The following is a 23,923-nucleotide window of genomic DNA, read 5'->3' as shown; positions in this document are numbered from 1 at the left end:
ACAACTCTTTTTAGAGTTGTTCCTTTTTCTCGACTCCATTTTTATTCCAAAGGTAAAACGATGCCATTCGATAGCGAATTTGAACTTTTTAGAGATAATTTTCGACGCTTTTTAAATGAATATGTTGCTCCATACTACGAACAATGGGAAGAACAGGGTTTAATGCCACGCAAAATTTGGAATAAGCTTGGTGAAAATGGCTTCCTTTGCGTAGATGTACCTGAACAGTATGGCGGATATGGTGCACCCATTGCCTATTCACTGATGTTGGTTCAGGAAACGGCACAAGCGGGTTTTACTTCCCTTGCTGTCGCGATTGGTGGTCAAAGTGAATTGGTTTCACCCTATATTCAAAATATAGGCTCTGAACAACAAAAAAAATATTGGTTGCCTAAAATGGTCAGTGGTGAAGTCGTGAGCGCGATTGCCATGACCGAAGCCAATGCTGGTTCAGATTTACAAGCCATTCGAACGCAAGCGATTTTTCAAGAAGATCACTATTTAGTCGATGGCTCTAAAACATTTATCTCCAATGGTCATCATGCCGATCTGATTGTATTGGTGGCAAAAACCGACCCTCAAGCTCGCGCGAAAGGTATTTCAATTTTATTGGTCGATGCCCATCTTGAAGGCGTAAAAAAAGGGCGTGCTCTTAAAAAAATTGGCTTACATGCACAAGACACTGCCGAACTTTTTTTTGATCAAGTTCAGGTTCCAGCTCATCAGCTGCTAGGTGAAACAGGCAAAGGTTTTAGTTACTTGATGCAAGAATTACCACGTGAAAGATTAAGCATTTCCATGATGGCACTGGGTTCTATTTTAGGCGCAATTGAACTGACTAAAAGCTATGTACAAGAACGTAAAGCTTTTGGTCAAGCGCTAAGTCAATTTCAAAATACCCGATTCGTCCTTGCTCAGGCTCAAATCAAAGCACAAGCGGCACAGGCTTTTGTTAATCAATGCGCTGAATCATATCGTCGTGATGAATTAACTGTGACTGATGTCGCCGCATTGAAATGCTTTATTACTGATACGCAATGCGAAATTATAGATCAATTACTGCAGTTATTCGGAGGGTATGGCTACATGCAGGAATACCATATTTCACGCTTTTTTGTCGATGCACGCGTACAAAAAATCTACGGAGGAACTAACGAAATTATGAAAGAAATCGTTGCTCGTGAACTCTTAGGAAAATAGCAATAAAACATTCGAATTCAAGTCGTATTACTTTTAAAACAAGAACATCATTTCAGGAAGAAAATGCTATGCGTAACATTTGGATCGTGTCATCAATACTTTTATCTACCCCCGTCTTTGCAAGTGATTTTATTGACAACAGTAATGTAGAACTCACTACTCGTAATTTTTATTTTGATCGAGATTTTCAAGAACAATCCGCTTATCCTGCTGCAAAAGATTGGACGCAAGGTTTTATCTTTAAAGCAAATTCTGGCTATACCGAAGGAATGGTTGGTCTTGGTTTAGATATTTTAGCAACGACAGGATTCAAACTCGATGCAGATGCTGAACATGCTGGCACTGGCAACCTCCTTCGTGATACCCGAACCAATGAACCAACTAGCAGCTATGGCGAAATTGGGGTAACAGCGAAAGCCAAAATGAGTCAGACCGAAATCAAAATTGGGACACTCATGCCAATGAATCCAGTTTTAGTGGCTTCCCCTGCACGCTTATTACCCCAAACCTATCGGGGTATTTCCATTCAGTCAAAGGACATTCAGCATTTAGATCTACAGGCGGCTTATCTGAATGAAGTCAATCATCGAGATTCGACCAATTATGAAAAGATTAGAATTTCTGGGGTGAATAAACGTTTTAATCCTGCAGAAACGGATGGTCTATATTACCTAGGTGGTTATTATGATTTAAATCCATCTTTTAAACTGACTACTTTTTATATGGATGTAAATGATCTATATCATCAAACTATGCTTGGATTACAGCATAAGTATTTATTTGATGAAAGAACAAATTTGACCTCACAATTACGTTACTACAACAGCCGTGATGAAGGGAAAGCCGAAGCAGGTTTAGTCGATAATGACTTATTCCACGCACATTTTGAATTAAAACATGACAGCCATAAATTGATGTTCAGTACATTCCAACATCATGGTGAAACGGCATTTCCTTATCTGTCTGGCGGTGAAACAGGCTTGCTGATTGATACATGGCCTGGCGACTTTTTAAATGCCAAAGAAAGAGTCTATAGCTTTCGTTACGAATATGATTTCAAAAAACAAGTTCCTGGTCTTCGTTTTATGATGCGTTATACAACTGGCCATAATATTAATGCGCCACACTTAGGTGGGACAGACTTAAAAGAAGATGAACTAGACTTCGACCTAGGTTATGCCCTCCAAACGGGTTTACTTAAAAATTTAGCTTTACGTGCACGTTATGCGATTTACGATAACAACATGCTACCGACAGCCAATATTAAACCCAACAATGAAACACGTATTAATATCGATTACACATGGAAATTTAAGTAATGATTTTAATCAGCCCTTTTTAACGACGGGTTGATTATTTTTAAGGGAATCAAAATGTTCGATTTAAAAAATTTACCACCGATTCATCATTTGTTAAATGGTCATGATCTACACTGGGATAAAGATTTAGCCCAAATACATGTGAAATATATTGCCTTAGAAAGTTTTACCAATCCCAGAGGTACAATTGAAGGTGGAATGATTTGTGCCATGCTGGATGATGCTATGGGTCTACTTGCCACATTAAATCAATCTGGGCGACCTTCAACAACGATTAATTTAAGCATGGATTTTTTCAGACCTTGTCATGTTGGTATTGTTGAAACAAAAGCCTATTTCATTAAAGAAGGTAATAAAATCCTCAATATTGAAAGTGAAGCGTGGCAGAACAATAAATTAGTTGCTAAAAGTTGTGCTGCATTTATGGTTTTATAATTATTTTTCAAAAATTTAGCATAAGTAATTTATCATCTACGCATCTATCAAATTTTCAGATCAGCGTACTGCTACATCACTAAACAATGGTCACTCTATACATCTACAGTGACCATTCCCTACCTTAAAGCAGAATGTGCTCACAGTTTCCCAAAATATGAGAAATTAAACATTATTAAATAACTCCAAACGAATCATCATTTCCGTATGCTGTTTAAACATATCTTCAGTAAGCCCTTTTGAACCAAGCTGAAAAATCCCCTCCAAACCACATACAAAGGCGATTAAACGCCATGCAACATCCTGACAATTCGTGGTAGTTAAAATTTTAAATTCATTTTGAGCAAGGCCTTTCTCAATCAAGCTCACAATCATCTGATGCCATCTTTCCATCGTGATGTTATAGGCTTTTTTTATTTCTTCATCTTGCTGAATCAAGACTTCTGCTTCGTTCCATAAACGTAAATAGGGTTGTACTTGCTCAATATTTTCACAACCTAGCAATAGTGAAATTCGCTCATACCAAGTCGTGGTAACGACTTCATTTTCGATAGCATTCAATTGATCCATCAACTGAACAAATACTTCTGCTTTTAGATGTGATGATGAAGCAAAATGATGATGCACTTGCCCTGTCGATACATTTGCTTCAGTCGCAATACGCCGAACTGTCATGGCATTAAAGCCTTCATTTAATGCGAGCTGTTTCGCCACATTTAAAATCATCTCTCGACGCTCTTCCCGATTTAGATAGTGCATAAACCATTATTGCCAAACTCTACGAAGACATAGTCTATGTAAACTTGGACATCCGTTCAAGTTAAGTTATACTCCCGCTAAATTGAACAACCGTCCAAGTTTAAAATCAGGTGAAATATGTACCGTAAATGGATGATTCTCGCAATCATCGTATTGATTTATCTGCCCGTCTCTATTGATGCCACAGTGTTGCATGTTGCCATTCCCTCGTTGAATGATGCGTTGTCATTGTCAGGCAATGAATTACTGTGGGTCATGGATATTTATTCCCTGATTATGGCGGGTTTAATTTTACCTATGGGTGCTTTGGGTGATCGGATTGGTTTTAAGCGACTCATGCTCATAGGGGCGACTATTTTCGGTATAGCCTCTCTTGCAGCTGCATTTTCTTCATCTGCTGCAATGCTGATTGCTGCTCGTGCATTTCTAGGTGTCGGTGCTGCCATGATTTTGCCAGCAACATTAGCTGGCCTCAGAAATACTTTTCTGGATAAAAAAGAACGAAATTACGCTTTAGGTGTATGGGGAACTGTGGGTGGTGGTGGTGCAGCCTTTGGTCCACTTCTCGGAGGATTCATTCTTGAACACTTCCAATGGGGCATGATATTCCTAATTAACGTGCCTATTATTATTTTAGTGTTGCTCTTAACCACATTCGTTGTTCCTAAACAAAAAGGTGAAAAAACACAGCCTTTAAATCTTATGCAAGCATTGGTTCTTGTCACTGCAATTTTAATGATTATCTATACAGTAAAAACCAGTATGCATCAATTTAACAGCATGTTATTGCTGATATTGGCTATTGGTTTAAGTTTATTGGTCTTTTTTGTTCGTCAACAATTGGCTTCACGCACACCCATGATCGATTTTTCCTTATTAAAACATCCTGTCATTTCCACCAGTATCGTCATGGCTATTGTGGCGATGATTGCATTGGTTGGTTTTGAACTTCTACTCTCACAGGAATTACAATTTGTATATGGGTATTCGCCACTTGAAGCAGGTTTATTCATTCTGCCATTTATGATTGCCATCAGTATAGGTGGACCATTTGCCAGTTTATTGATGAACAAATATCAGTTGCGTCCTGTAGCAACCGTCGGAATGCTGATGTGCGCAGCCAGTTTCTGGGGGCTAGCCATGACCAATTTTGATACACAGCACATTCAAGCATGGGCATGGATGGTTATTATGGGAATTAGTGTTGAAATTGCTCTCTTATCTTCAACTGCTGCCATCATGTCATCTGTTCCAGCGAATAAAGCTACAGCTGCTGGTGCAATTGAAGGTATGGCTTATGAACTTGGTGCTGGTTTGGGAATCACCATCTTCGGATTAATGCTTTCTTTCTTTTATACACAAGCGATAGTCCTTCCCACCACACTTCCAGTCGAAATAAGTGTTGCTGCCAGTGCTTCAATTGGTGAAGCAATGCAAGTTGCTCAGCAATTAGATCCATCTCTGATGCATAGTTTAAAAAATGCAGCAGCCCAAGCTTTTACACAGTCACATAGCCAAGTACTTGGAATTGCTGGTGGGCTGTTCTTTATTCTGTCTCTATTTATCTATTGGGCCTTATCGAAGCAAGCCCATAAACAATGAGCCAATAAACACGATATTAACAATTTTAAAAGCCCATTATTGAATTCAATAATGGGCTTTTTTATGGGTGAAATATTATCGTTACAATGGAAAATTATTGCTGATATACCTTTTTACCATCAAACATCGTCCATAGCACTTTTGTTTCAGCCAATTTTTCTGGCGAAACAGTAAAAATATCTCGATCGACTAAAATCATATCGGCTTTTTTCCCAGCTTCAAGCGTCCCTATTTGTTGATCTAAAGAAAGCGCTTTTGCAGCATTAATCGTATACGCTTTAAATACTGAATCACGATCTATTGCCTCGTTTGTATTTAAATATCCTCCATCCTCACCAATTCGTGTAATTGCCGTAGCCATTGCGATAAAAGGATTGGCTGTTGAAACAGGGGCATCGCTCGCTCCAGCAATAATTGCTCCATTTTTTAATAATGAATGCGCAGGATACATACCTTTATAAGTTGTCTCACTAATATAAGGTTTCACAAGCTCTTTATTAAGACCATCTTCATACGCCCATGCCAACTGCATAGATGCGATAATATTATTCTGCTTAAAGCGGCTATAGTCTGAAGGATCTACCAGTTGTAGATGTGTAATAGAGTGCGGTATATGACTTTGACGTTTGGATCTTGCATATTCAAAAGCATTTAAAGATTCACGTACAGCTTTATCTCCAATCGCATGGATATGTACCAACATATTTCGACGATCGGCTTCATCTACAACTGTTTTAAAAATTTGTGGATCAAACAACAAATTTCCACTCTTTTTAGTATTTGAATATTGTCCCAATAATGCAGCAGATTGCGCAGGATATTCCAACACACCGTCCGCAAATACTTTCACACCAATTAAATTAAAATTATTAATATTTTTATACTTACTATTAATGCCATCAAGCGTATCAAAAACCTTCGGGGTACTTTTTGAATTAATAACGTGTAATCCTGAAACACGAGCGCTTAACTTGCCTTTTTCAGACAGTTCTTTATACATTGGAATCATCCCCAATGTGTTTTCGGTATTTTTAATATTAAAAATACCCTGAAGAGGACTTGCATTTGCAGCAATATCTAACCAAGCAGTCAGTCCTAGACTATTATAATAGCTTACAGCTTCTTTTGACCCCTTATACATTAAATCATGCGATAGCGGAGGGATCTTTTCACTGACAATATCCCAACCTGAATCCACTAAAAAGCCTGTAGGTTCGAACTTCTTATTATGCGTAATATTTTGTATATTTTCTGCTGAAAGACTTTTAACAAAATTTGAATTAACTCCAGCTTTTTTTAGTAATGCTTGATTTGCCCAAGCCGTATGATGATCACTACCAATCAATGCAATAGGTAAATTCTTCCATTCATTTTGATTAAACACCTCAGATAACTGATCCGTTAATTTCCAGTATTCAGAAGATAAACCATTTAGAATTAAGACATCCCCAGCCATACCCGTACCATCTTGCTGAGCTTGTCTAAGCTGTTTTTCTACAGCTTTTATATCTATTTCACCTTCATCATCAAGTGTAGCCAATACCATTTCTACACCTGTAGCCAAAGCATGGATGTGGCTATCAATGAGTCCAGGCATTAATATTTTATTCCCTAGATCATAAACTTTCGTATCTGAATCAGCTATTTTTTTAATTTCTGTATTACTGCCTACACTGACAATTTTTCCATCGCTAGAAATTGCAATCGCTTGCTGTAAAGGCACATTGTCTTTTGCAGTATAAATTTTTCCATTTAAATAAATACTATCAATACCATTTTTCGCCCAAGCTGTGCTTGTTAATAATGCACTTATACTGAGTGCCAAAATACCACTTTTAAAATTCAACATCATGACCAAATTCCTTCATCATCTACTTATAAATACACAAAAAATTAAATAAATTTGAACTAAAAATTATAACTTAACCCTGCTACTACCATATTCTTTTGACTGTCGCTAAAACGATCTTTCCCTCCAATAATATATTGCATCCAGCCAAAAAACTGCTCTTTTTCATCTAAGGAGTGAGCAATCTCTATAGTCGCATGTTTAAATACAAAATCTTCTGTTGAATCCTTTACATATTTTCCATCTTCTTTAAAATATGAAAATCCAGCATATAAATTCAAATAATAACTTGGCGCCAAAATATTTTCATAATTAAACTCCATATATGTATCACCCTTATTCATATAATAAACATCATTTAAATAGGTCTCAACGCTGATCCCCATCCTATCCTTATCTTCTCTAATTGGATATTTAAGCGATAAGCCAGCTTCCACACCACCAGTATGATCAGCTTCTGAATAATATAAGTATTTTAAATTTAGATCATAATTCAGTTTTTTATAATTATTTTCATAACCAAAAATAAAATCATTCTCATAATAGCTAAATGTAGATGCTTTTTTTGAGTTTAAAGACAATTTTTTATATTCACTTTCCAGCGCTTTCAAATATTCTTCTTCAGAAATATTCGGATTGATATTGCTATTAATATTACTTTCAGCCAATAAGTATAATTTTTCATTATTTTGAATTTCACTAAATGAATATCCAAGTTTTGAATTAAAATATACAAAGTAAAAGTTTTTATAATCAAACTTTAAAGTCGTCTGAATAGTTGCATTATCATTTTCTGGATCACTGGTCGCTCCTCGATTAATATAAGCGGATACGGCTGATATATTTCCAGAAACTTTAAAGCCATTATTTTCTTCCTCATTAGCAAAGCAACTCATAGATACTATACATAGTGCTAGCTTAGATAATGTTTTTAAATACTTTACATCCATGTTTTAAACGTCCTTGTTTTATAAATTAAATTTCTTGGGTTTTATGACAAAATAGCTGTAATAAAACCCGTCTACACATCAAAACTATGATTTACTTTCTTTTTTTGTATTAACTCGCTTCTTTTAAACTCTTGATTTCATAAGGTAGACCGACATAGTTTTCTGCTAACGTCGTTTGACCAGCTTCTGAACCTAATACATAGGCAAGCTCTGCTTGTTTAATTTTTAGATCAAAATCACTGTCAGATTCAAAGCGATGTAATAAATGCGTCATCCACCAAGAGAAACGTTCTGCTTTCCATACACGTTTTAAACATTTCTCTGAATATTGATTAATGCCTTCTTCAGAATTGCTCAAGTAGAATTCAATTAAGGCTTCTGAAAGATAGGCAATATCAGAAGCGGCTAGATTTAAACCTTTAGCTCCAGTTGGAGGAACGATATGTGCTGCATCACCCGCTAAAAATAACTTACCGAATCTCATAGGTTCAGTGACGAAACTTCGAAGTGGTGCAATACTTTTTTCAATTGACGGACCCGTCACTAAATTATTTTTACTTTCTTCATCTAAACGATTTTTTAACTCATCCCAAAATTTTTCATCTGACCATTCTTCAACTTTGTCAGTGACTGGAACTTGAAGATAATAACGGCTTCGCGTCGTTGAACGCATACTGCATAATGCAAACCCTCGATCTGACTGAACATAGATCAACTCATCAGACACAGGTGGAACATCTGCCAGTACACCTAGCCATCCAAACGGATAAACTTTTTCAAAGGTTTTAATATTTTCTTTTGGAATACTTGCACGACAAATCCCATGATAGCCATCGCATCCAGCAATAAAGTCGCAATTGACCTGATAGAGCTTTCCATCTTTATTAAAAGTAACATAAGGCTTTTCATAAAAATCATGTACTTTTACATCATTGGCTTCATAAAATGATGTTAATTCAGCTTCTTCTCGGGCTTGCATCAAGTCTTTTGTCACTTCAGTTTGTCCATAAACTGTGACTTGTTTACCTTGCGTTAAACTCGATAAATCAATACGGTGTTTACAACCATCAACCAGTATTTCAATGCCTGTATGCGGTAAGCCAAATTCTTTTAATTGTTTATCTACGCCAGCTTTTTCAAGTAAATCAACAGAAACCTGTTCTAGAATTCCTGCTCGAATGCGTGCAGCTACATAATCTGCACTGCGCTGTTCAATAATGATGTGGTCTATCCCTGCTTTATATAAAAGTTGCCCAAGTAATAAACCTGCAGGTCCAGAACCAACAATTACAACTTTCGTATTTAAAACTTCCATAAATTAACCTCCATATACTGATGGTTAAGTTAGTTTTTTTACTCATGCCAAGCTATAAGCCAGATGTGAAATGTACCGAAATGTGTTACTTTTGACCGCAAAGCGGACAAAAATATATCAAGCAGGAAGTCTTTGATGAATAGCTATTTAAAAAGTATGGATACAAATGAATTGATTAAAGAAGATGACTACATCATTTCATTTGCCAAAGGATTAAGCTTATTAGAGGCTTTTGGAGTTGAACGCCAAAAACTGAATGTGACTCAAATTGCAGAAAAAACCCAATTAAGTCGCACCGCGGCTCGAAGGTATCTAAGAACTTTAAAATTTTTAGGTTATCTTGATAGTGATGAACATTTTTATTGGCTTACGCATAAGGTTTTACGCTTTTCAAGTGCCTTTCTAAATTCCTCTCATCTTTCAAAAATTGCACAACCCATTTTAAATTTATTATGTGTACAAACCACATTAACTTTTTCATTAGTGATATTGGATGAAAGCGAAGTTGTTCCTATTGCACGAAGTTATTTACCGCAACAAGAAAACTTACGAATCAGCCCTTACGGCATGCATTTAGGCAATCGCCTTCCAGCACATGCAACGTCGACTGGAAAAGTATTATTAGCATCATTAAGTGAACTGGAACAAATCAACTGGTTAGAACGATACGGATTAAAACGACTCACCTCTTATACAACGACAGATAAAGTTATTTTTTTAGATCTTTTAAAACAGATTTCACTACAAGATTATTGCCTCTCGAGTGACGAACATGAATTAGGAATTATGGCGCTTGCTGTGCCTGTTATAAATTCAAAAGGAGAACATATTGCGGCATTAAATTGTATTGTTCAAAAAAATAAAGCTTCAACCGAATACTTAACGAACCAAATTTTACCTTTATTACAAAATACAGCATCTGAAATGAGAGCGATGTTATAGTTTAAATGAGCTTTTAAGCTCTTATATTTCGATGTCATTACCCAAACTAAAACTAGTAACCATACATATCAAACCTTTCCCACCTGCGGATTGATTAATATATTCGTCTGAGCATGGTAACTGGAGGTTATTAGTAGATGATATTGTGATCGTTATATTTTCAGTGAAATCGAATAAATAAATACTAAATGTAACTATATCTGCATTTACTAAAACCAAAGTAATTAAAAAAGATGCTACTCAGCATCCTTTTTTGTAAATTGATTGAGATTTACCGTTATTCTTCCCTGTAATTCGGCAGTGCTAAAAACACGACTGCCGAATATCTTAAATTGATTTTTCTGAATCAGATGTCTAAGAAAACAGTTTCTTTGTCACCTTGAATATAAATATCAAAACGGTAAACCACTTCACCATCACGTTCTTCACGTTTGGCAATTAAGGTTTGACGACGTGGTTCCCATTCAATGCTGTTGATTACTGGGTCTTTAGCATTCGCCTCACTTTCATCTTCAAAGTAAACACGAGTATTTAAACCCGTGTTAATTCCGCGAGCAAAAATGATCAAATTAATATGCGGTGCTTGAACTGATGCATTACGACCTGGGACACTACCTGGTTTAATGGTGTCAAAATGCCAAATACCGGTTTTAAAGTCTGCACCCGCACGCCCCCAACCATGGAAATTAACATCCGCTACTTTGTTTTGGAAATCTGCTTGGCTTGGATAAACGCCATTGGCATCTGCCTGCCAAATTTCCACCAAAACATCACGTAAAGGTACGCCAATGCCATCAAAGACTTGACCTTCTAAACGAATGCGCTGACCTTGCGGATTATTTTCAACCAGATCGTTATTAAAGTTATGATCAAATACTTCAATGCCTGCCTGTTTAGGCAATAAGCCAATATGGACGTATGGGCCACCTGTTTGAGATGGGGTTTCACGTAATTCTTCAAAATTCCAACCTTTCATTTTTTATACTCCATCCCTTAATGTAGTTCGTTTTCGAAGTAAGTCGCGCGACGACCGCGTAGCGTGATGTCAAAACGGTAACAACGACTATCTGCTTCAATAAAGTTACTCTTGTCTTCAAGGGCAATTAAGGCACGTCGTTGTTCTTCTGAAGGAATAGTTCTCAAAATTGGACATGAATCGATCAGCGTATCACCTTCAAAATAGAATTGTGAAATCAGGCGCTGTGCCCAACCATCCGCAATCAATGAAAAGTGAATATGTGCTGGACGCCATTCATTAATGCGGTTACGCCAAGGATATGGACCTGGTTTAATGGTACGGAAAATAAAGAAGCCATTTTCATCGGTCATCATACGACCACAACCACCAAAGTTAGGGTCTAAAGAACCAATATATTGATCATTGGGATGGCGATAACGACCTGAAGCATTGGCTTGCCAAACTTCAAGTAGTGCATTTTTTACTGGTCGACCAAATTGATCACGTACATAGCCATGCACGATCACACGCTCACCAACAGGTAAGCCTTGTTTGGCACAGTTTAAAATCAAGTCATTGTCTTTTGGTCCAAACTGATCTGCCGAAAAATGTGGTGCAGTCACTTCCGAAATGGTTTCACCAATCGAAATGAGTGCACATTTAGGTGAACGCATCACACTGGTTTTATAGCCTGGTGCATGCGCTGGCGGATGGTCTTCGCTATTACGCTGTGCGTAAGCTCCCCAAATAATTTGAGACATTTGATTTCTCCCTTAAATATCTTATTGGTCTTCCACAATTTTCTTAGGTGCAATACCCATTTCTTCAAAAATTTCTTCAGCCATATGCATCGCTGCATTGGCAGCAGGTAAACCTGCATATAAAGAAGAATGCATAAAAAGTTCTTTTAAATCTTCTTTGGTCACGCCATTGTTGAAACACGCACGAATATGCATACGTAATTCATCATTTCTGCCGAGTGCCAATAGGATGGCAATCGTCACTAAACTACGGGTATGACGTGGCATACCTGGGCGTGACCACACTTCCCCCCAAGCAAAACGACTAATAAAATTTTGAAAATCTTCATTAAAATCATTTAAATTTTCTAAAGATCGCCCGACATGCTTTTCGCCTAATACTTCAGTACGAACTTGTATACCTTGTGTATAACGTTCTTCGTCATTCATAATGAATACCCCTTAAGTTGCATCTGTATGAGCAACGAATGATTTAATAAGAATGGCAAGTGCAGCAGCCGTTGCAGGAATCAGTAATAAACTTAAAATCGAACTGAACGACCAATGGTTGCCAAGCAATACAGCACCAATCCACGCACCAAAGACAGCACCGAAACGACCAATTCCCGACATCCATGCCACACCTGTTGCACGACATTGCGTTGGATAGAAGCGTGCACTCAGTACTGGCATTGCAGTCTGAGCACCATTCGCTGCCATACCTGCACATAAAACAAAAATGGCAAGCAATGTTGAATTTCCTAAACTTTGCCCAACAATGCAAGCAAAAATACCGGCTAAAAAATAGAAGCTGGCAATAACACGATTTGGATTAAATCGATCCATTGCCCAGCCAATAAATAAGGCACTAACGACACCACCAAGCTGGAATAAGCCACCAATAAATGCCGCACGCTCCATCGTGGCACCACTTTCACGCATCAACGTTGGTAACCAACTGGTAAGCAAATAAATAATAATGAGACCCATAAAGTATGTGAACCACAATAAAACCGTACCTTTGACATATGATTTTGAAAACAATATGCTCAGTACTGATTTTTTATTTGCAGTTTCATTTTTTTCTTCAGGTACATGAAATTCTGTAATATGCTGAACTTGCAATGGTGCAATATGAGTTAATATTTTTTTGACTTTATCGTTGCTCTGACCTTTAACAATCAAATAACGATACGACTCAGGCAAACAGAAAATGACCAACAACATCAGAATTAATGGTGCCCAACCACCCACTAAAAATAAACTTTGCCAACCAAAAGTTGGAATTAACCAGCTACTTAAAAAGCCACCAATTGCCATTCCTAAGTTATAGCCACAGAACATACAGGTCACAAGTAATGAACGTTTCCGTGCAGGGCAATATTCTGAAAATAACGTCGCTGCATTGGGCATTGCTGCACCCAGACCAATACCAGTTAAAAGTCTAAAAATAACCAAATGATCGAGTGAACTAGCGTAAGCGCAAGCCAATGTAAAACCACCAAAAACAAGCATCGAAATTGCTAAAACGATTTTCCGTCCAAAACGGTCAGCCATTGGCCCTGAAAATAACGCACCAAAAATCATGCCCCCGAGTGCTGCACTCATCACTGGACCTAATTGAGATTTTTCAACACCCCAATCTTGAGCCAATGCTGGCGCAATAAAACCCATCGCCGCAGTATCAATACCATCCACAAAAACAATTAAAAAACAGATAATTGCAATCATCCATTGATACATTGAAAATGGTGCGTTATTAATTAATGCTTGGGCATCGATACCTTTTTTTAAGGTATAACTATCCTGAGATGCCATTGTTGCCTCCTTAAGGCCAAATCCATTTAATTTTTTACTAATCTACTGATTTTTATAAACAAATATCTCTAATTCCTGACTAAATATATCCGGACATTCAATATTTGATAAGTGCGAAGCTTCTATAACGACAAGCTCAGAATTTTGTAGCTGACCACGAATAAACTCACCATCTTCAATCGTAGTCACTGGATCTTGAGCTCCACATATTAATAATGTTGGAATTTTCAATTCAGGCAATTCAGCTCGAACATCAGCATAAGCCAAAGCACGACAGGAATTTGCATAACCCTTTGCAGGTGTCAAAGCTAAACTGCGAATAGTTTGCTGTGCTAATGCATTGTGCTGATAGTCAAATTGATCGCTAAACCAACGGCTATGTGTGGTGTTAACTAAATCAGCTACACCATTTTTTTCAACGGTATCCGCACGGCTTATCCATGCATCTAGCTGACCAATTTTTGCAGCGGAATTGGCAACTGTAATCGTCTTGAAACGATCAGGTGCATTTAATCCAAGCCACAGTGCAGTAAGACCACCCATGGAAATACCACAAAAATGTGCTTGTTGAATATTTAAGGCATCCATAATATCAATCACATCTTCGCCTAAATTGGCTAAGGTTGTGTCATCAATGACATCGCTTTTGCCATGACCACGCGTGTCATAACGCACCACTGTATATTTATCTTTAAAATATACGGCTTGTGGATCCCACATGCCTTTATCAGTGCCTAAAGAATTCGAGAAAATCAGTACAGGTGCATTATCTAAACCTTCAATTTGAATAGATAAGGTTTTTCCTTGTCGATTGGTGATGGTGTTATTCACTTTACCTCTCCTTTTGCTTCCTGCAATACCGCATCTATTTGTTCTTGAATATTGCCCAAATACGATTCAGGTTTAAAAATCAGTGCTAATTCATCAGCGCTAAAATACTGTTTGACTTCTGCAAATGAACTCACGATATCTTGCAAATGACCTTGCTCAGCAACGGCTTGCTGACAAGCTTTTTCGACTAAATAATGCGCATTTAAACGCCCCATTTTCGGTGCGATTGCCATCATGACCGCTTCAGCCATAATCAAACCATGTGTGGTTTCTATATTGCGCTGCATATTTTTACTATTGACTTCTAAACCTTGCAGCACTTCAACGGTACGTTCTAATGCACCCGCACAAAGCTGAAAAATTTCAGGTAAAGCCAACCATTCTGCATGCCAAGAACCTAAGCTACGTTCATGTTCTTGCACCATACTTTGATAGATACTCGACATGAGTGCAGGTACGCGATTGGCTGCAGCTAATACGGATGCTGCGGCAACAGGATTACGCTTGTGTGGCATGGTCGATGAACCACCACGCCCTTTTGCTGTAGGTTCAAATACTTCTGCAATTTCAGTTTGCATCATCAATGACCAATCACGCGCCATTTTTCCCGTATTCCCCACCACTATGGCTAAAAACCCTGCCATTTCAACAATACGATCTCGTTCACCATGCCAAGTACAGCTTGGAACACTCAGATTAAGTTGCGCTGCATAGGCTTCAACCACCGTTGAACCTTGATCCAGTAACGATGCCAATGAACCCACTGCACCACCAAGTTGAGCTGTCAGTACACGCGCTTTCATTTGCTCTAAGCGGTCTAAATCACGTTTAAAACTACTTGCCCAACGTGCAGCTTTATGCCCAAAAGTAATCGGTAAAGCTTGTTGTAACCAAGTTCGTCCAATCATCACTTCAGCACGATATTTTTCTGCAAGTTCAAGCGATGCTGCATATGCATGTTGTAGTTGACGTTCCACAACGTATAAAGCATCACGAGCTTGTAAAATACATGCCGTATCCAGAATATCTTGACTGGTTGCCCCCCAATGCACATAGCGGGAAGCATCTTCATCCACGGCTTTTACCGCTGCGGTAAACTGCTTTACAAAGGGAATCGCAATATTGCCAGAGAGTCCTGTCGCTATTGCAAGGTTATTGAAATCAATATCCTTTAGAGCAGTTTGTGCTACTTGTTCAATACTACTTGCAGCAGCTTTAGGAATAACATCAACCTGAGCCTGAGCCTTTGCCAATGCCACTTCGGCTTTAATCATATAAGTGACCAAAGCATGGTCACTAAAAATTTCAGTCACATCCTTTTGGTAAAACAGGCTGGCATATAGTTGGCTCATTATCGTTATTCCTTTATTAGATTCGTTGAATAATCAGCGCGATCCCTTGACCCACGCCAATACACATTGAACATAGGGCATAGGTTCCACCTGTGGCTTCCAACTGATTCAAGGCCGTTGTGACCAAACGCGCACCCGAAGCACCCAGTGGATGACCCAAGGCAATAGCGCCACCATTTGGATTGACATGTTCAGCGCCATCCGCCAAACCAAGGTCACGTGTCACTGCTAAAGCTTGCGCTGCAAAGGCTTCATTCAGTTCAATCACGTCCATTTGCTCTAAAGTTAAACCAGTTTGAGCCAATAGTTTTTTGATCGCAGGTGCAGGTGCAAAGCCCATGATGCGGGGTTCTACACCCACAGTGGTTGCGCCAATAATTTTGGCACGCGCTTTCAAGCCGTATTGTGCAATGGCATCATCCGAAGCAATTAACAGGGCTGCTGCACCATCATTAATACCTGAAGCGTTGCCTGCCGTTACAGAACCTTCGGCTTTCACTACAGGTTTAAGTTTGGTTAAGACTTCAAGGGTGGTGGCACGTGGATGTTCATCTTGAGAGATGATTACAGGCTCACCTTTACGCTGAGGAATGCTCACAGGTACAATTTCTTGCTCGAAGAAACCACGTGCTTGGGCATCTGCGGTACGTTGTTGGCTAATAAGCGCAAACTGATCTTGATCGGCACGGTGAATATTGAACTGTGTGGCCACGTTTTCAGCAGTTTGTGGCATGGTTTCTACGCCATACAGCTCTTTCAATTTAGGGTTGATAAAACGCCAACCCATGGTGGTGTCTTCTAGTTTTTGAGCACGACCAAAAGCAGTGTCAGATTTACCCATCACCAAAGGCGCACGGCTCATGCTTTCTACACCGCCAGCAATAATCAAATCTGCTTCACCAGCTTTAATGGCACGTGCTGCCATGGCGATTGCATCCAGTGATGAACCGCATAGACGATTCACGGTCGTTGCAGGGACTTGATAAGGCACACCCGCAAGGAGTGCTGACATACGACCGACATTACGGTTGTCTTCACCCGCTTGGTTGGCACAGCCATAAATCACGTCATCAACCAATTCCCAATTCACCGATGGATTACGTTGCATCAATGCTTGAATTGGAATAGCACCCAAGTCATCGGCACGAATAGCAGCGAGACCACCTGCATAACGACCGAATGGAGTACGAATCGCATCGATAATATAAGCGTTTTTCATTTTTAATTAGCTCAAAATTTATTTAGAGAAAGCTCCTCCCTTTCTTAAAGGGAGGTTGGGAGGGATTCTAAAAAGTTGATTTATTCCAAAAATCCCCCTAAATCCCCCTTTATAAAGGGGGACTTTCTTTTTTATTTATACAGTTGCATCAATCAGTTTGGCACCGGTCATTGCCTGTAATTCAGCAAAGGTTAGACCTTCCACTTTCTCAATGACTTTCATGCCTTCAGCCGTAACATCAATCACACACAGGTCAGTGTAGATACGATCGACACATTTTAAACCTGTCGCAGGATAAGACAGTTCAGCAACAATCTTCGGTTCGCCTTTTTTAGTCACATGATCGGTGGTGATAAAGACTTTTTTCGCACCGACCGCCAAATCCATTGCACCGCCGACTGCAGGAATCGCATCGGGTGCACCGGTATGCCAGTTGGCCAAGTCACCATTTTCAGCCACTTGGAAAGCACCCAACACCGCAATATCAAGGTGACCACCACGCATCATGGCAAAAGAATCACCATGATGAAAATAAGCACCGCCTTCAAGTAAAGTCACAAATTCTTTACCGGCATTAATCAGCTCAGGGTCTTCTTCACCTTTGGCTGGTGGTGGGCCAAAAGCCAATAAACCATTTTCAGAATGTAAGAAAACGTCTTTGTCGGAAGGTAAATAATTGGAAATCTTGGTCGGTAAACCAATGCCTAAATTGACATAAGCACCATCTGGAATATCTTGCGCCACACGTTCTGCAATTTGATCGCGGGAGAGTTTGCTATAGCTCATGGTTTAATCCTCAGGTCTAGGCCGATTGTTCAAGTTGTTTTTTGCCAATAGCAACCACGTGCTGGACAAAAATACCCGCAGTGATGATGTGCTCAGGATCTAAAGCACCGAGTTCAACCACTTCAGACACTTGCGCAATGGTGACCTCTGCAGCCATCGCCATGATCGGGCCAAAGTTACGGGCCGATTTGTTATAAACCAAGTTACCCCAACGGTCGCCTTGATGGGCTTTAATGAGAGCAAAATCCGCTTTGATTGGATTTTCCAAAACAAAGTCTTTGCCGTCGTAGTTTAAAGTCGGTTTACCTTCAGCCAGTAAAGTCCCAAACCCTGTTGGGGTATAAATAGGACCTAAACCCATGCCTGCCGCTTGAATACGACAAGCCAAGTTGCCTTGTGGAACTAATTCCAATTCAATTTTGCCAGCACGGAACAATTCATCAAACACCCAAGAGTCGGATTGACGTGGGAAAGAGCAAATGATTTTACGTACTGCACCTGTTTTAAGTAGCTTGGCCAAACCATAATCACCATTACCAGCGTTATTGTTAATGATGACTAAGTCTTTGACGCCTAATTCAATTAACCCGTCAATGAGTTCAGCGGATTGGCCAGCCGTTCCGAAGCCACCAATCATGATGGTCGAGCCATCCTTAATTTGGGAGAGTACTTCTGTTAAAGATGATGTGCTTTTATCAATCATTAGATGACTCCGTCTGTGCTATGCATAAATAAAGTTGGAAACAAATGCTGAGAATATGTTTTAAGATGACAAACTAGAATTACCCAATCCCGAGTGTTTTCATTAGATTTCCTATTATTTATTCTTAATTTTTTTGAGCCTCACAGCTAGCATAAAAAAATTATTTTGCGCGATAATTGTCTTTATATTTCAATAATCGAACATTTTTTATGGTTTTTGGTTATATTAGTCAAAGATTCAATTACTCTAAATTGTAATCGAATATCTAAAAATAGAAATAAAGGTTCAAAAATGCATGATGTTCAATTAGAAAATAAGAAAATTTTGCAAAATCCTGATAATCAGAAAATCATCCGACATGAGGACTTTATTGCAGGTATCAGCAAAGGCTTGTCTATTTTGGACTGTTTTGGTCCTGAGCGTCATCGCTTAAATATCACCATCGCTGCAGAAAAAACAGGGATGACCCGTGCAGCAGCACGTAGGCATTTACTGACGCTTGAATATCTTGGATATGTAGAGTTCGATGGACATTATTATTATTTAGCTCCCAAAATATTAAAATTTTCAGGGGCTTATTTAAGTGGTGCACAACTTCCAAAAATTTGTCAGCCCTTATTAAATCTACTCACCACACAAACCTCTCTGGTTTATTCCGTCATGGTTTTAGATGGTTACGAAGCCATTACTATTGCTCGAAGTACAGTACATCATCCAACGGATCGAATTCATCCTTATGGCTTACATTTAGGCAATCGTTTACCTGCACATGTAACTTCAGCAGGCAAAATTTTATTGGCACACTTGGATCTTACTGAGCAACAACACTGGTTAGAAAAATATCCATTAAAGCGTTTAACTAAATATAGCTGTACAAACAATAATGGTTTTATTCAAATCCTTGAGGAAATTAAGGAACAAGATTGGTGCTACTCGTCAGAAGAACATGAACTCGGTGTGCATGCACTTGCTGTACCTATTTATGCTCCTAAAGGCAATATCGTTGCAGCGCTAAATATTGTTTCGCCCACGACCAAAACCACAAAAGAATATTTAATCCAGCAAATTATGCCTTTACTTCAAGAAACAGCACGTGAGTTAAGACATGTTATTTAAACACTCCTTATAATCCTCTTGTAATTCGACCAATCAACAAAAAATTTACTGAATAAGACAAAAATATCAATATTTGATGAGGGGTAAAACCAAAGTAAAGAGAAATGACCGCAATAACAAGGGCTTAATTCAATATTTGCGGAAGCGGTGGTAATTCAACTGATGGCTCTCGTTCTTCTATTTTTCAAGTCAATTTTTTATCCAAGATTCACGGTAAAATACTATCTGACTCTGCAATGGAACCCTGAGCAAATTACTTCACATGTTACTTTCAGTGTGCATTCGCTTTACCGTTATATTCATCAAAATAGAGATCAGTCTCAAGATGAATAATCTCGCGTCCTTAAGCAGGATTAGGGTTAACTTAGGGAAGTTAAATATTAATAAAATGATCCAATTTAACTTCCTAAAATTTTAAAGTTAAGTAAAAAACATCTTATGACAGAGGTCTATTTGAATTAAAAATTAGCTTTAAACACTAAAGATGCAAAATCACGATCATCAATAACGCTAAATTCATTTGATCCAAAAAAGTTAGTATAAGCAACTTTTGCTGTATATTTTTTCTGATATGTTGCCGATAGTGCAATACTGGCACTCATTTGACCTTCTTGAAAGTTTTGACTAAAACCATGTACATCATGTCGGAAAGTCAAACTTGGGGTAATCACAGTTGTAGGAAAAATATCATGATAACTTAGTGCACCACGTATTCTATAACCTAACGACCATTCGCTAAAAAAGCCATCCTTATTACAAAAGCGCTTATTTAAATCATCTATAACTTCATTAGATAAATTTGCGGTACCATATGCTGTACATTTAAATTCACCAGTTTCAGAATTGTATGCGCCTGTTGAAAGCTCACTACGACTAAAAGCACTGCTTCGACCAATACGATTATTACCTATATCCGCTATATGATTTGCTGCAAATTCGGCAGTCCATGTCAAAGAATTCGCTCTTAAAATATTAGGAATACTATTTGTCGCTCCAATCGAAAACTGTGTTACTGGTAATCGGACATAGCCTTGAATATACTCATCCAATTCAGGCGAGACTCCAGAAGAGGTAAATGGTGTGGCTGGGTCTAAGATCTGGTAATATACCAAATCTGGACCATTTAATTGCAAGGGTTGGTTGGGTTTAAAGTTTAACTCACTATAAATAGATGTGGTGCCTAATTTCCCTGCAAGACTTAATCCAAACATTTCAATATTTTCAGGATAAACTGCAAAAAATGCTGCGGTATTAAAATTTTCAGCACCTATGGCTTTCACAGTGGTTGCATCAAAGTTCGCAATTCGATTATGGTAGTTGGCATAATAAATGCCAAGTTCAGTATTGTTTAAGCTCGGTATCGTTTGCTTTAATGCTATACCATATTGCCCACTATCCTTAGGTTTTCTATCCTCTGTACGTGGAATATAACTGTGTGCTTGTAATGCTGTCTCAGATAATTTGTCTTTCAAACCAGCTAGTAGCATCGGTCCACAATTGGCAGGCATAACATCAGAAACTTCAAAAATGTCCCGCACCCATCAATAACAGAAGGTCTGAATTTAAATTGATAAAAACCTTCGACCTTAAGATGATCATTAATTCCGGCAACAAATGAAAACATTTCAACAGGGATAATCCTTTCACGGATGACCTGTTGAGAATTACCGAGAGTTAATTGCGCTAAAAGATAAATCATAACGGCAAAAATTGAATCTATTTTGTCGCTATGTATGGCAATACATTTGAATTTTTTCAATTTACAAAAGTAATTTTCAATTAGATGCGACCATTTATACATGCACTGATCAAATATATGCTGAACCTTATGATTAGGTTATGGTACCGAATCTGTTTGATTGTCGATTTACTATGGTTAAACCAAAAGAATGTTTTTCTCTGAAAATGCCGACCATGGAAGGGATTCATATATAATGAACATTTAGCTAAAAAACTATCTAGCTTATCATCAATGGCTATTTACAACAGTGCCCTCATACTACCCAAAAATAGTTTTGAGTCCCCTAATAAAAAAGAAGTGTAGCAAATTGCTACACTTCTTTTTTTGATTTAACTAGCATATTCTTTAATAATTTTTCTAGTTCTTGTAAATCTTCATCTGCAAACTCACTCATTTTTAATGAAATTTTCAAAGTGTTTTGATCAAATTTAATATTACCAGCAACTTTTCCATCATATTCAATTTTATGTACAATTGAAGTTAGAACGGTTTCCTTTGTATCTTTTTGTTTTAGAATTTTGTCTGCAAGCATGGCTAATTTCGTTTGTTCAACGTCTTTGGTCAATAGCTTTTTCCATGCATCTAATAATGCTTTTTTTGCATTCTGATTATTGTCTTCATTGTCTGATAAAAACTTTTTAATCGCTGTAGCTGCAGTACGTGCTAAAAGGTTTGGCTTTTGTTCTAAATCTTGAATAATCTCGATTGGCAATTTTTCAAAAGATAAATATTTATACATATCTTCACGATTCATACCCAATGATTTTGCTAATTTTTGTTTATTCTTTTTTAATTTATCATTTAATGATTTTAGTCCAACATATATTTCATAATCAGTTAGATCTTCTCTCTTTAAGTTTTCTGCTAATGTTAATAATGCAACATCTTCGTCAGAAGCATCTATAACAATTACTTCAATTGTATTTTTATTAAGAAATTGATGCGCTTTTAATCTTCTTTCACCAGCAATCAATTCATACTTATCTTGTACTCGGCGGACTGCAATGGGTTGTAATAATCCAATTTCTTCAATTGATGTAGCTAAATCTTCAATATCTTGTTGATCAAATATTTTTCGTGGCTGATTAGGACTTGGCTGAATATCTATAATTTGTACATTACGTCGTAGTTCTTTTACATCATTGACATGCTCTTTTTGAGCTTGTTTGTGTTTTTGAGTGTTTTGCTGAAGACGTTGAGCCAATAATTCTTTTGTACTTACCATAGTATTCTCATAGTATTTATTTAACACGTTTTACAATTTCTTTCGCTAAATCTTGAAAAGCTTTACGAACTTTAGAGTTTTTATCAACCCTTAATAAAGACTGTTGTAAAATAGCAGCTTGATTCACTTTAGTACTTATTGGAATTGTAGTATTTAATAATTCCCCGACTTGGTTTAGAGCTTCATTTTTAATTAATTTACAAACATTTTGACGTTCATCATGTTTAATTAATAAAGCACCTAAAAGTTTGAGTTCAGGATTAACTCGTCTTATTTTACTTAAATGGTTTGTTAAATCTGTTACACCATACAATCCATATTGTGATCCTGATTCAATAGGAATAATGACATGAGTAGATGCGGCTAATGCATTACTTGTAAGTAGTTTTAAGCTTGGTGGACAATCAATAAGGATAAAGTCATATAATCCTTTTAATAATTCTAATTTGTTAGATAACTCTTCTGATGGTCTTGGAGCATCATCTTTAAGTTGATCTTCAGTCTTACCTAAATTTAAAGAACCATAAATTAAAGAAACATTTTTAAAATTAGTTTCGTCTTCTATCGCTTCTGATATTAAATTTAAATCACCGACTAGTAGTTCAGCAGATGTAATTTCTATTTCACTTGGGTGTCTTGATCCAATATGTAAGCTTGCATTTGCTTGAGGATCTAAATCAATTACTAATACATTAGTACCCAAATCTGCTAATTCTGATGCTAAATGAACTACGGTTGTTGTTTTTCCACAACCACCTTTGTGATTTGCTACAGCTATGATTTTAGTTGATTTACTTGTCATAATAGATCTCGTTCAAGTTATTTTAATATAATGAAATTTGTAGCAAGTTGCTACACTTTATTTGATTTATATTTAAATTTCTATATAAAGGTCGGTTATAAACAAATTTTATCTTTATTTTAAAATATAGCTAGCTAATTTATAATTAGTATTAATTAATATAATTAAGTAATTATAATTAAGACACTATTTTATTTATAAAAATCAATAAATTATAATTTTAAAAGTGGAAGATCTGTCACTGAAAAGTGGAAGGTCTGT

The 23,923-nt window shown here is 37.6% G+C and carries 21 protein-coding genes and 1 pseudogene; 6 read left to right on the top strand and 16 right to left on the bottom strand.

What is annotated here, in order from left to right:
• Window positions 1–60 precede the first annotated feature (60 nt).
• The 3 genes from B9T28_RS14405 to B9T28_RS14395 all read left to right on the top strand — a co-directional run bounded on the left by B9T28_RS14405 (window position 61) and on the right by B9T28_RS14395 (window position 2,954).
• Window positions 61–1,200 (top strand): acyl-CoA dehydrogenase family protein, encoded by a 1,140-nt coding sequence (locus tag B9T28_RS14405; protein WP_086204673.1) that lies wholly within the window; start codon window positions 61–63, stop codon window positions 1,198–1,200.
• Between the two features lie 68 nt (window positions 1,201–1,268).
• Window positions 1,269–2,519, top strand: a complete 1,251-nt coding sequence (locus B9T28_RS14400; protein ID WP_086204672.1) for an OprD family outer membrane porin — start codon at window positions 1,269–1,271, stop codon at window positions 2,517–2,519.
• Between the two features lie 54 nt (window positions 2,520–2,573).
• Window positions 2,574–2,954: a PaaI family thioesterase gene (locus B9T28_RS14395; protein WP_086204671.1), complete on the top strand. Its 381-nt coding sequence runs from the start codon at window positions 2,574–2,576 to the stop codon at window positions 2,952–2,954.
• 165 nt (window positions 2,955–3,119) lie between these two features.
• On the opposite strand, the gene B9T28_RS14390 is transcribed toward B9T28_RS14395, so the two are convergent.
• Complete coding sequence (locus B9T28_RS14390) at window positions 3,120–3,713, bottom strand: TetR family transcriptional regulator (protein WP_086204670.1); 594 nt, start codon at window positions 3,711–3,713, stop codon at window positions 3,120–3,122.
• 117 nt (window positions 3,714–3,830) lie between these two features.
• Between B9T28_RS14390 and B9T28_RS14385 the strand changes: the two genes are divergently transcribed.
• On the top strand, window positions 3,831–5,315 hold the full coding sequence (locus B9T28_RS14385; RefSeq protein ID WP_086204669.1) for a SmvA family efflux MFS transporter: 1,485 nt from the start codon (window positions 3,831–3,833) through the stop codon (window positions 5,313–5,315).
• 94 nt (window positions 5,316–5,409) lie between these two features.
• Here the strand turns inward: B9T28_RS14385 and B9T28_RS14380 are convergent, their stop codons facing one another.
• The 3 genes from B9T28_RS14380 to pobA form a co-directional block, all read right to left on the bottom strand.
• Entirely contained in the window at window positions 5,410–7,161 is a 1,752-nt protein-coding gene (locus B9T28_RS14380) for an amidohydrolase (protein WP_434057143.1), read from the bottom strand.
• A 62-nt stretch (window positions 7,162–7,223) separates the two neighbouring features.
• A complete protein-coding gene (locus B9T28_RS14375; protein ID WP_143222622.1) occupies window positions 7,224–8,114 on the bottom strand; it encodes a hypothetical protein in 891 nt (296 codons plus the stop codon).
• A 109-nt stretch (window positions 8,115–8,223) separates the two neighbouring features.
• Entirely contained in the window at window positions 8,224–9,429 is a 1,206-nt protein-coding gene (pobA, locus tag B9T28_RS14370) for a 4-hydroxybenzoate 3-monooxygenase (protein ID WP_086204666.1), read from the bottom strand.
• Between the two features lie 135 nt (window positions 9,430–9,564).
• Between pobA and B9T28_RS14365 the strand changes: the two genes are divergently transcribed.
• Window positions 9,565–10,371 carry an IclR family transcriptional regulator domain-containing protein gene (locus B9T28_RS14365; RefSeq protein ID WP_086204665.1) on the top strand — a complete coding sequence of 269 codons (807 nt, stop codon included), beginning with the start codon at window positions 9,565–9,567 and terminating at the stop codon, window positions 10,369–10,371.
• A gap of 346 nt (window positions 10,372–10,717) precedes the next feature.
• Here B9T28_RS14365 and pcaG read toward each other — a convergent pair whose 3' ends face one another.
• From pcaG to B9T28_RS14320, 9 genes are all read right to left on the bottom strand, one after another.
• Complete coding sequence (gene pcaG / locus B9T28_RS14360) at window positions 10,718–11,347, bottom strand: protocatechuate 3,4-dioxygenase subunit alpha (protein WP_086204664.1); 630 nt, start codon at window positions 11,345–11,347, stop codon at window positions 10,718–10,720.
• A 17-nt stretch (window positions 11,348–11,364) separates the two neighbouring features.
• Window positions 11,365–12,090 (bottom strand): protocatechuate 3,4-dioxygenase subunit beta, encoded by a 726-nt coding sequence (gene pcaH, locus B9T28_RS14355; protein ID WP_086204663.1) that lies wholly within the window; start codon window positions 12,088–12,090, stop codon window positions 11,365–11,367.
• Between the two features lie 21 nt (window positions 12,091–12,111).
• Window positions 12,112–12,519 (bottom strand): 4-carboxymuconolactone decarboxylase, encoded by a 408-nt coding sequence (gene pcaC, locus B9T28_RS14350; RefSeq protein ID WP_086204662.1) that lies wholly within the window; start codon window positions 12,517–12,519, stop codon window positions 12,112–12,114.
• 12 nt (window positions 12,520–12,531) lie between these two features.
• On the bottom strand, window positions 12,532–13,887 hold the full coding sequence (pcaK, locus tag B9T28_RS14345) for a 4-hydroxybenzoate transporter PcaK (protein WP_086204661.1): 1,356 nt from the start codon (window positions 13,885–13,887) through the stop codon (window positions 12,532–12,534).
• Between the two features lie 42 nt (window positions 13,888–13,929).
• Window positions 13,930–14,718 (bottom strand): 3-oxoadipate enol-lactonase, encoded by a 789-nt coding sequence (pcaD, locus tag B9T28_RS14340; protein WP_086204660.1) that lies wholly within the window; start codon window positions 14,716–14,718, stop codon window positions 13,930–13,932.
• On the bottom strand, window positions 14,715–16,070 hold the full coding sequence (pcaB, locus tag B9T28_RS14335) for a 3-carboxy-cis,cis-muconate cycloisomerase (RefSeq protein WP_086204659.1): 1,356 nt from the start codon (window positions 16,068–16,070) through the stop codon (window positions 14,715–14,717). The genes pcaD and pcaB overlap by 4 nt, the downstream gene beginning before the upstream one ends.
• A 16-nt stretch (window positions 16,071–16,086) precedes the next feature.
• Entirely contained in the window at window positions 16,087–17,289 is a 1,203-nt protein-coding gene (pcaF, locus tag B9T28_RS14330) for a 3-oxoadipyl-CoA thiolase (protein WP_086204658.1), read from the bottom strand.
• A 135-nt stretch (window positions 17,290–17,424) separates the two neighbouring features.
• Window positions 17,425–18,075 carry a 3-oxoacid CoA-transferase subunit B gene (locus B9T28_RS14325; RefSeq protein ID WP_086202735.1) on the bottom strand — a complete coding sequence of 217 codons (651 nt, stop codon included), beginning with the start codon at window positions 18,073–18,075 and terminating at the stop codon, window positions 17,425–17,427.
• Between the two features lie 16 nt (window positions 18,076–18,091).
• On the bottom strand, window positions 18,092–18,778 hold the full coding sequence (locus B9T28_RS14320; protein WP_086204657.1) for a 3-oxoacid CoA-transferase subunit A: 687 nt from the start codon (window positions 18,776–18,778) through the stop codon (window positions 18,092–18,094).
• A 291-nt stretch (window positions 18,779–19,069) separates the two neighbouring features.
• Between B9T28_RS14320 and pcaU the strand changes: the two genes are divergently transcribed.
• The gene (gene pcaU, locus B9T28_RS14315) at window positions 19,070–19,894 is read left to right on the top strand and encodes an IclR family transcriptional regulator PcaU (RefSeq protein WP_086204656.1); all 825 of its coding nucleotides are present in this window, start codon (window positions 19,070–19,072) and stop codon (window positions 19,892–19,894) included.
• Between the two features lie 458 nt (window positions 19,895–20,352).
• Here the strand turns inward: pcaU and B9T28_RS14310 are convergent.
• From B9T28_RS14310 to B9T28_RS14300, 3 genes and pseudogenes are all read right to left on the bottom strand, one after another.
• A pseudogene (locus tag B9T28_RS14310) lies at window positions 20,353–21,542 on the bottom strand (DUF1302 domain-containing protein); the annotation flags it as partial.
• 403 nt (window positions 21,543–21,945) lie between these two features.
• A complete protein-coding gene (locus B9T28_RS14305; RefSeq protein WP_086204655.1) occupies window positions 21,946–22,860 on the bottom strand; it encodes a ParB/RepB/Spo0J family partition protein in 915 nt (304 codons plus the stop codon).
• Window positions 22,861–22,876: 16 nt separating this feature from the next.
• A complete protein-coding gene (locus tag B9T28_RS14300) occupies window positions 22,877–23,662 on the bottom strand; it encodes a ParA family protein (protein ID WP_086204654.1) in 786 nt (261 codons plus the stop codon).
• Window positions 23,663–23,923: the final 261 nt, after the last annotated feature.

This window comes from Acinetobacter silvestris, assembly GCF_002135235.1.
GTDB classification, from domain to species: domain Bacteria; phylum Pseudomonadota; class Gammaproteobacteria; order Pseudomonadales; family Moraxellaceae; genus Acinetobacter; species Acinetobacter silvestris.
Note: the sequence above shows the minus strand (reverse complement) of the source record. Positions and strands in the feature narration are given on the sequence as shown.

Coding starts and splice junctions, on each gene's coding strand:
- B9T28_RS14405 (WP_086204673.1), top strand. CDS start 61: ATGCCATTCGATAGCGAATTTGAACTTTTTAGAGATAATTTTCGACGC.
- B9T28_RS14400 (WP_086204672.1), top strand. CDS start 1,269: ATGCGTAACATTTGGATCGTGTCATCAATACTTTTATCTACCCCCGTC.
- B9T28_RS14395 (WP_086204671.1), top strand. CDS start 2,574: ATGTTCGATTTAAAAAATTTACCACCGATTCATCATTTGTTAAATGGT.
- B9T28_RS14390 (WP_086204670.1), bottom strand. CDS start 3,713: ATGCACTATCTAAATCGGGAAGAGCGTCGAGAGATGATTTTAAATGTG.
- B9T28_RS14385 (WP_086204669.1), top strand. CDS start 3,831: ATGTACCGTAAATGGATGATTCTCGCAATCATCGTATTGATTTATCTG.
- B9T28_RS14375 (WP_143222622.1), bottom strand. CDS start 8,114: ATGGATGTAAAGTATTTAAAAACATTATCTAAGCTAGCACTATGTATA.
- pobA (WP_086204666.1), bottom strand. CDS start 9,429: ATGGAAGTTTTAAATACGAAAGTTGTAATTGTTGGTTCTGGACCTGCA.
- B9T28_RS14365 (WP_086204665.1), top strand. CDS start 9,565: ATGAATAGCTATTTAAAAAGTATGGATACAAATGAATTGATTAAAGAA.
- pcaG (WP_086204664.1), bottom strand. CDS start 11,347: ATGAAAGGTTGGAATTTTGAAGAATTACGTGAAACCCCATCTCAAACA.
- pcaH (WP_086204663.1), bottom strand. CDS start 12,090: ATGTCTCAAATTATTTGGGGAGCTTACGCACAGCGTAATAGCGAAGAC.
- pcaC (WP_086204662.1), bottom strand. CDS start 12,519: ATGAATGACGAAGAACGTTATACACAAGGTATACAAGTTCGTACTGAA.
- pcaK (WP_086204661.1), bottom strand. CDS start 13,887: ATGGCATCTCAGGATAGTTATACCTTAAAAAAAGGTATCGATGCCCAA.
- pcaB (WP_086204659.1), bottom strand. CDS start 16,070: ATGAGCCAACTATATGCCAGCCTGTTTTACCAAAAGGATGTGACTGAA.
- pcaF (WP_086204658.1), bottom strand. CDS start 17,289: ATGAAAAACGCTTATATTATCGATGCGATTCGTACTCCATTCGGTCGT.
- B9T28_RS14325 (WP_086202735.1), bottom strand. CDS start 18,075: ATGAGCTATAGCAAACTCTCCCGCGATCAAATTGCAGAACGTGTGGCG.
- B9T28_RS14320 (WP_086204657.1), bottom strand. CDS start 18,778: ATGATTGATAAAAGCACATCATCTTTAACAGAAGTACTCTCCCAAATT.
- pcaU (WP_086204656.1), top strand. CDS start 19,070: ATGCATGATGTTCAATTAGAAAATAAGAAAATTTTGCAAAATCCTGAT.
- B9T28_RS14305 (WP_086204655.1), bottom strand. CDS start 22,860: ATGGTAAGTACAAAAGAATTATTGGCTCAACGTCTTCAGCAAAACACT.
- B9T28_RS14300 (WP_086204654.1), bottom strand. CDS start 23,662: ATGACAAGTAAATCAACTAAAATCATAGCTGTAGCAAATCACAAAGGT.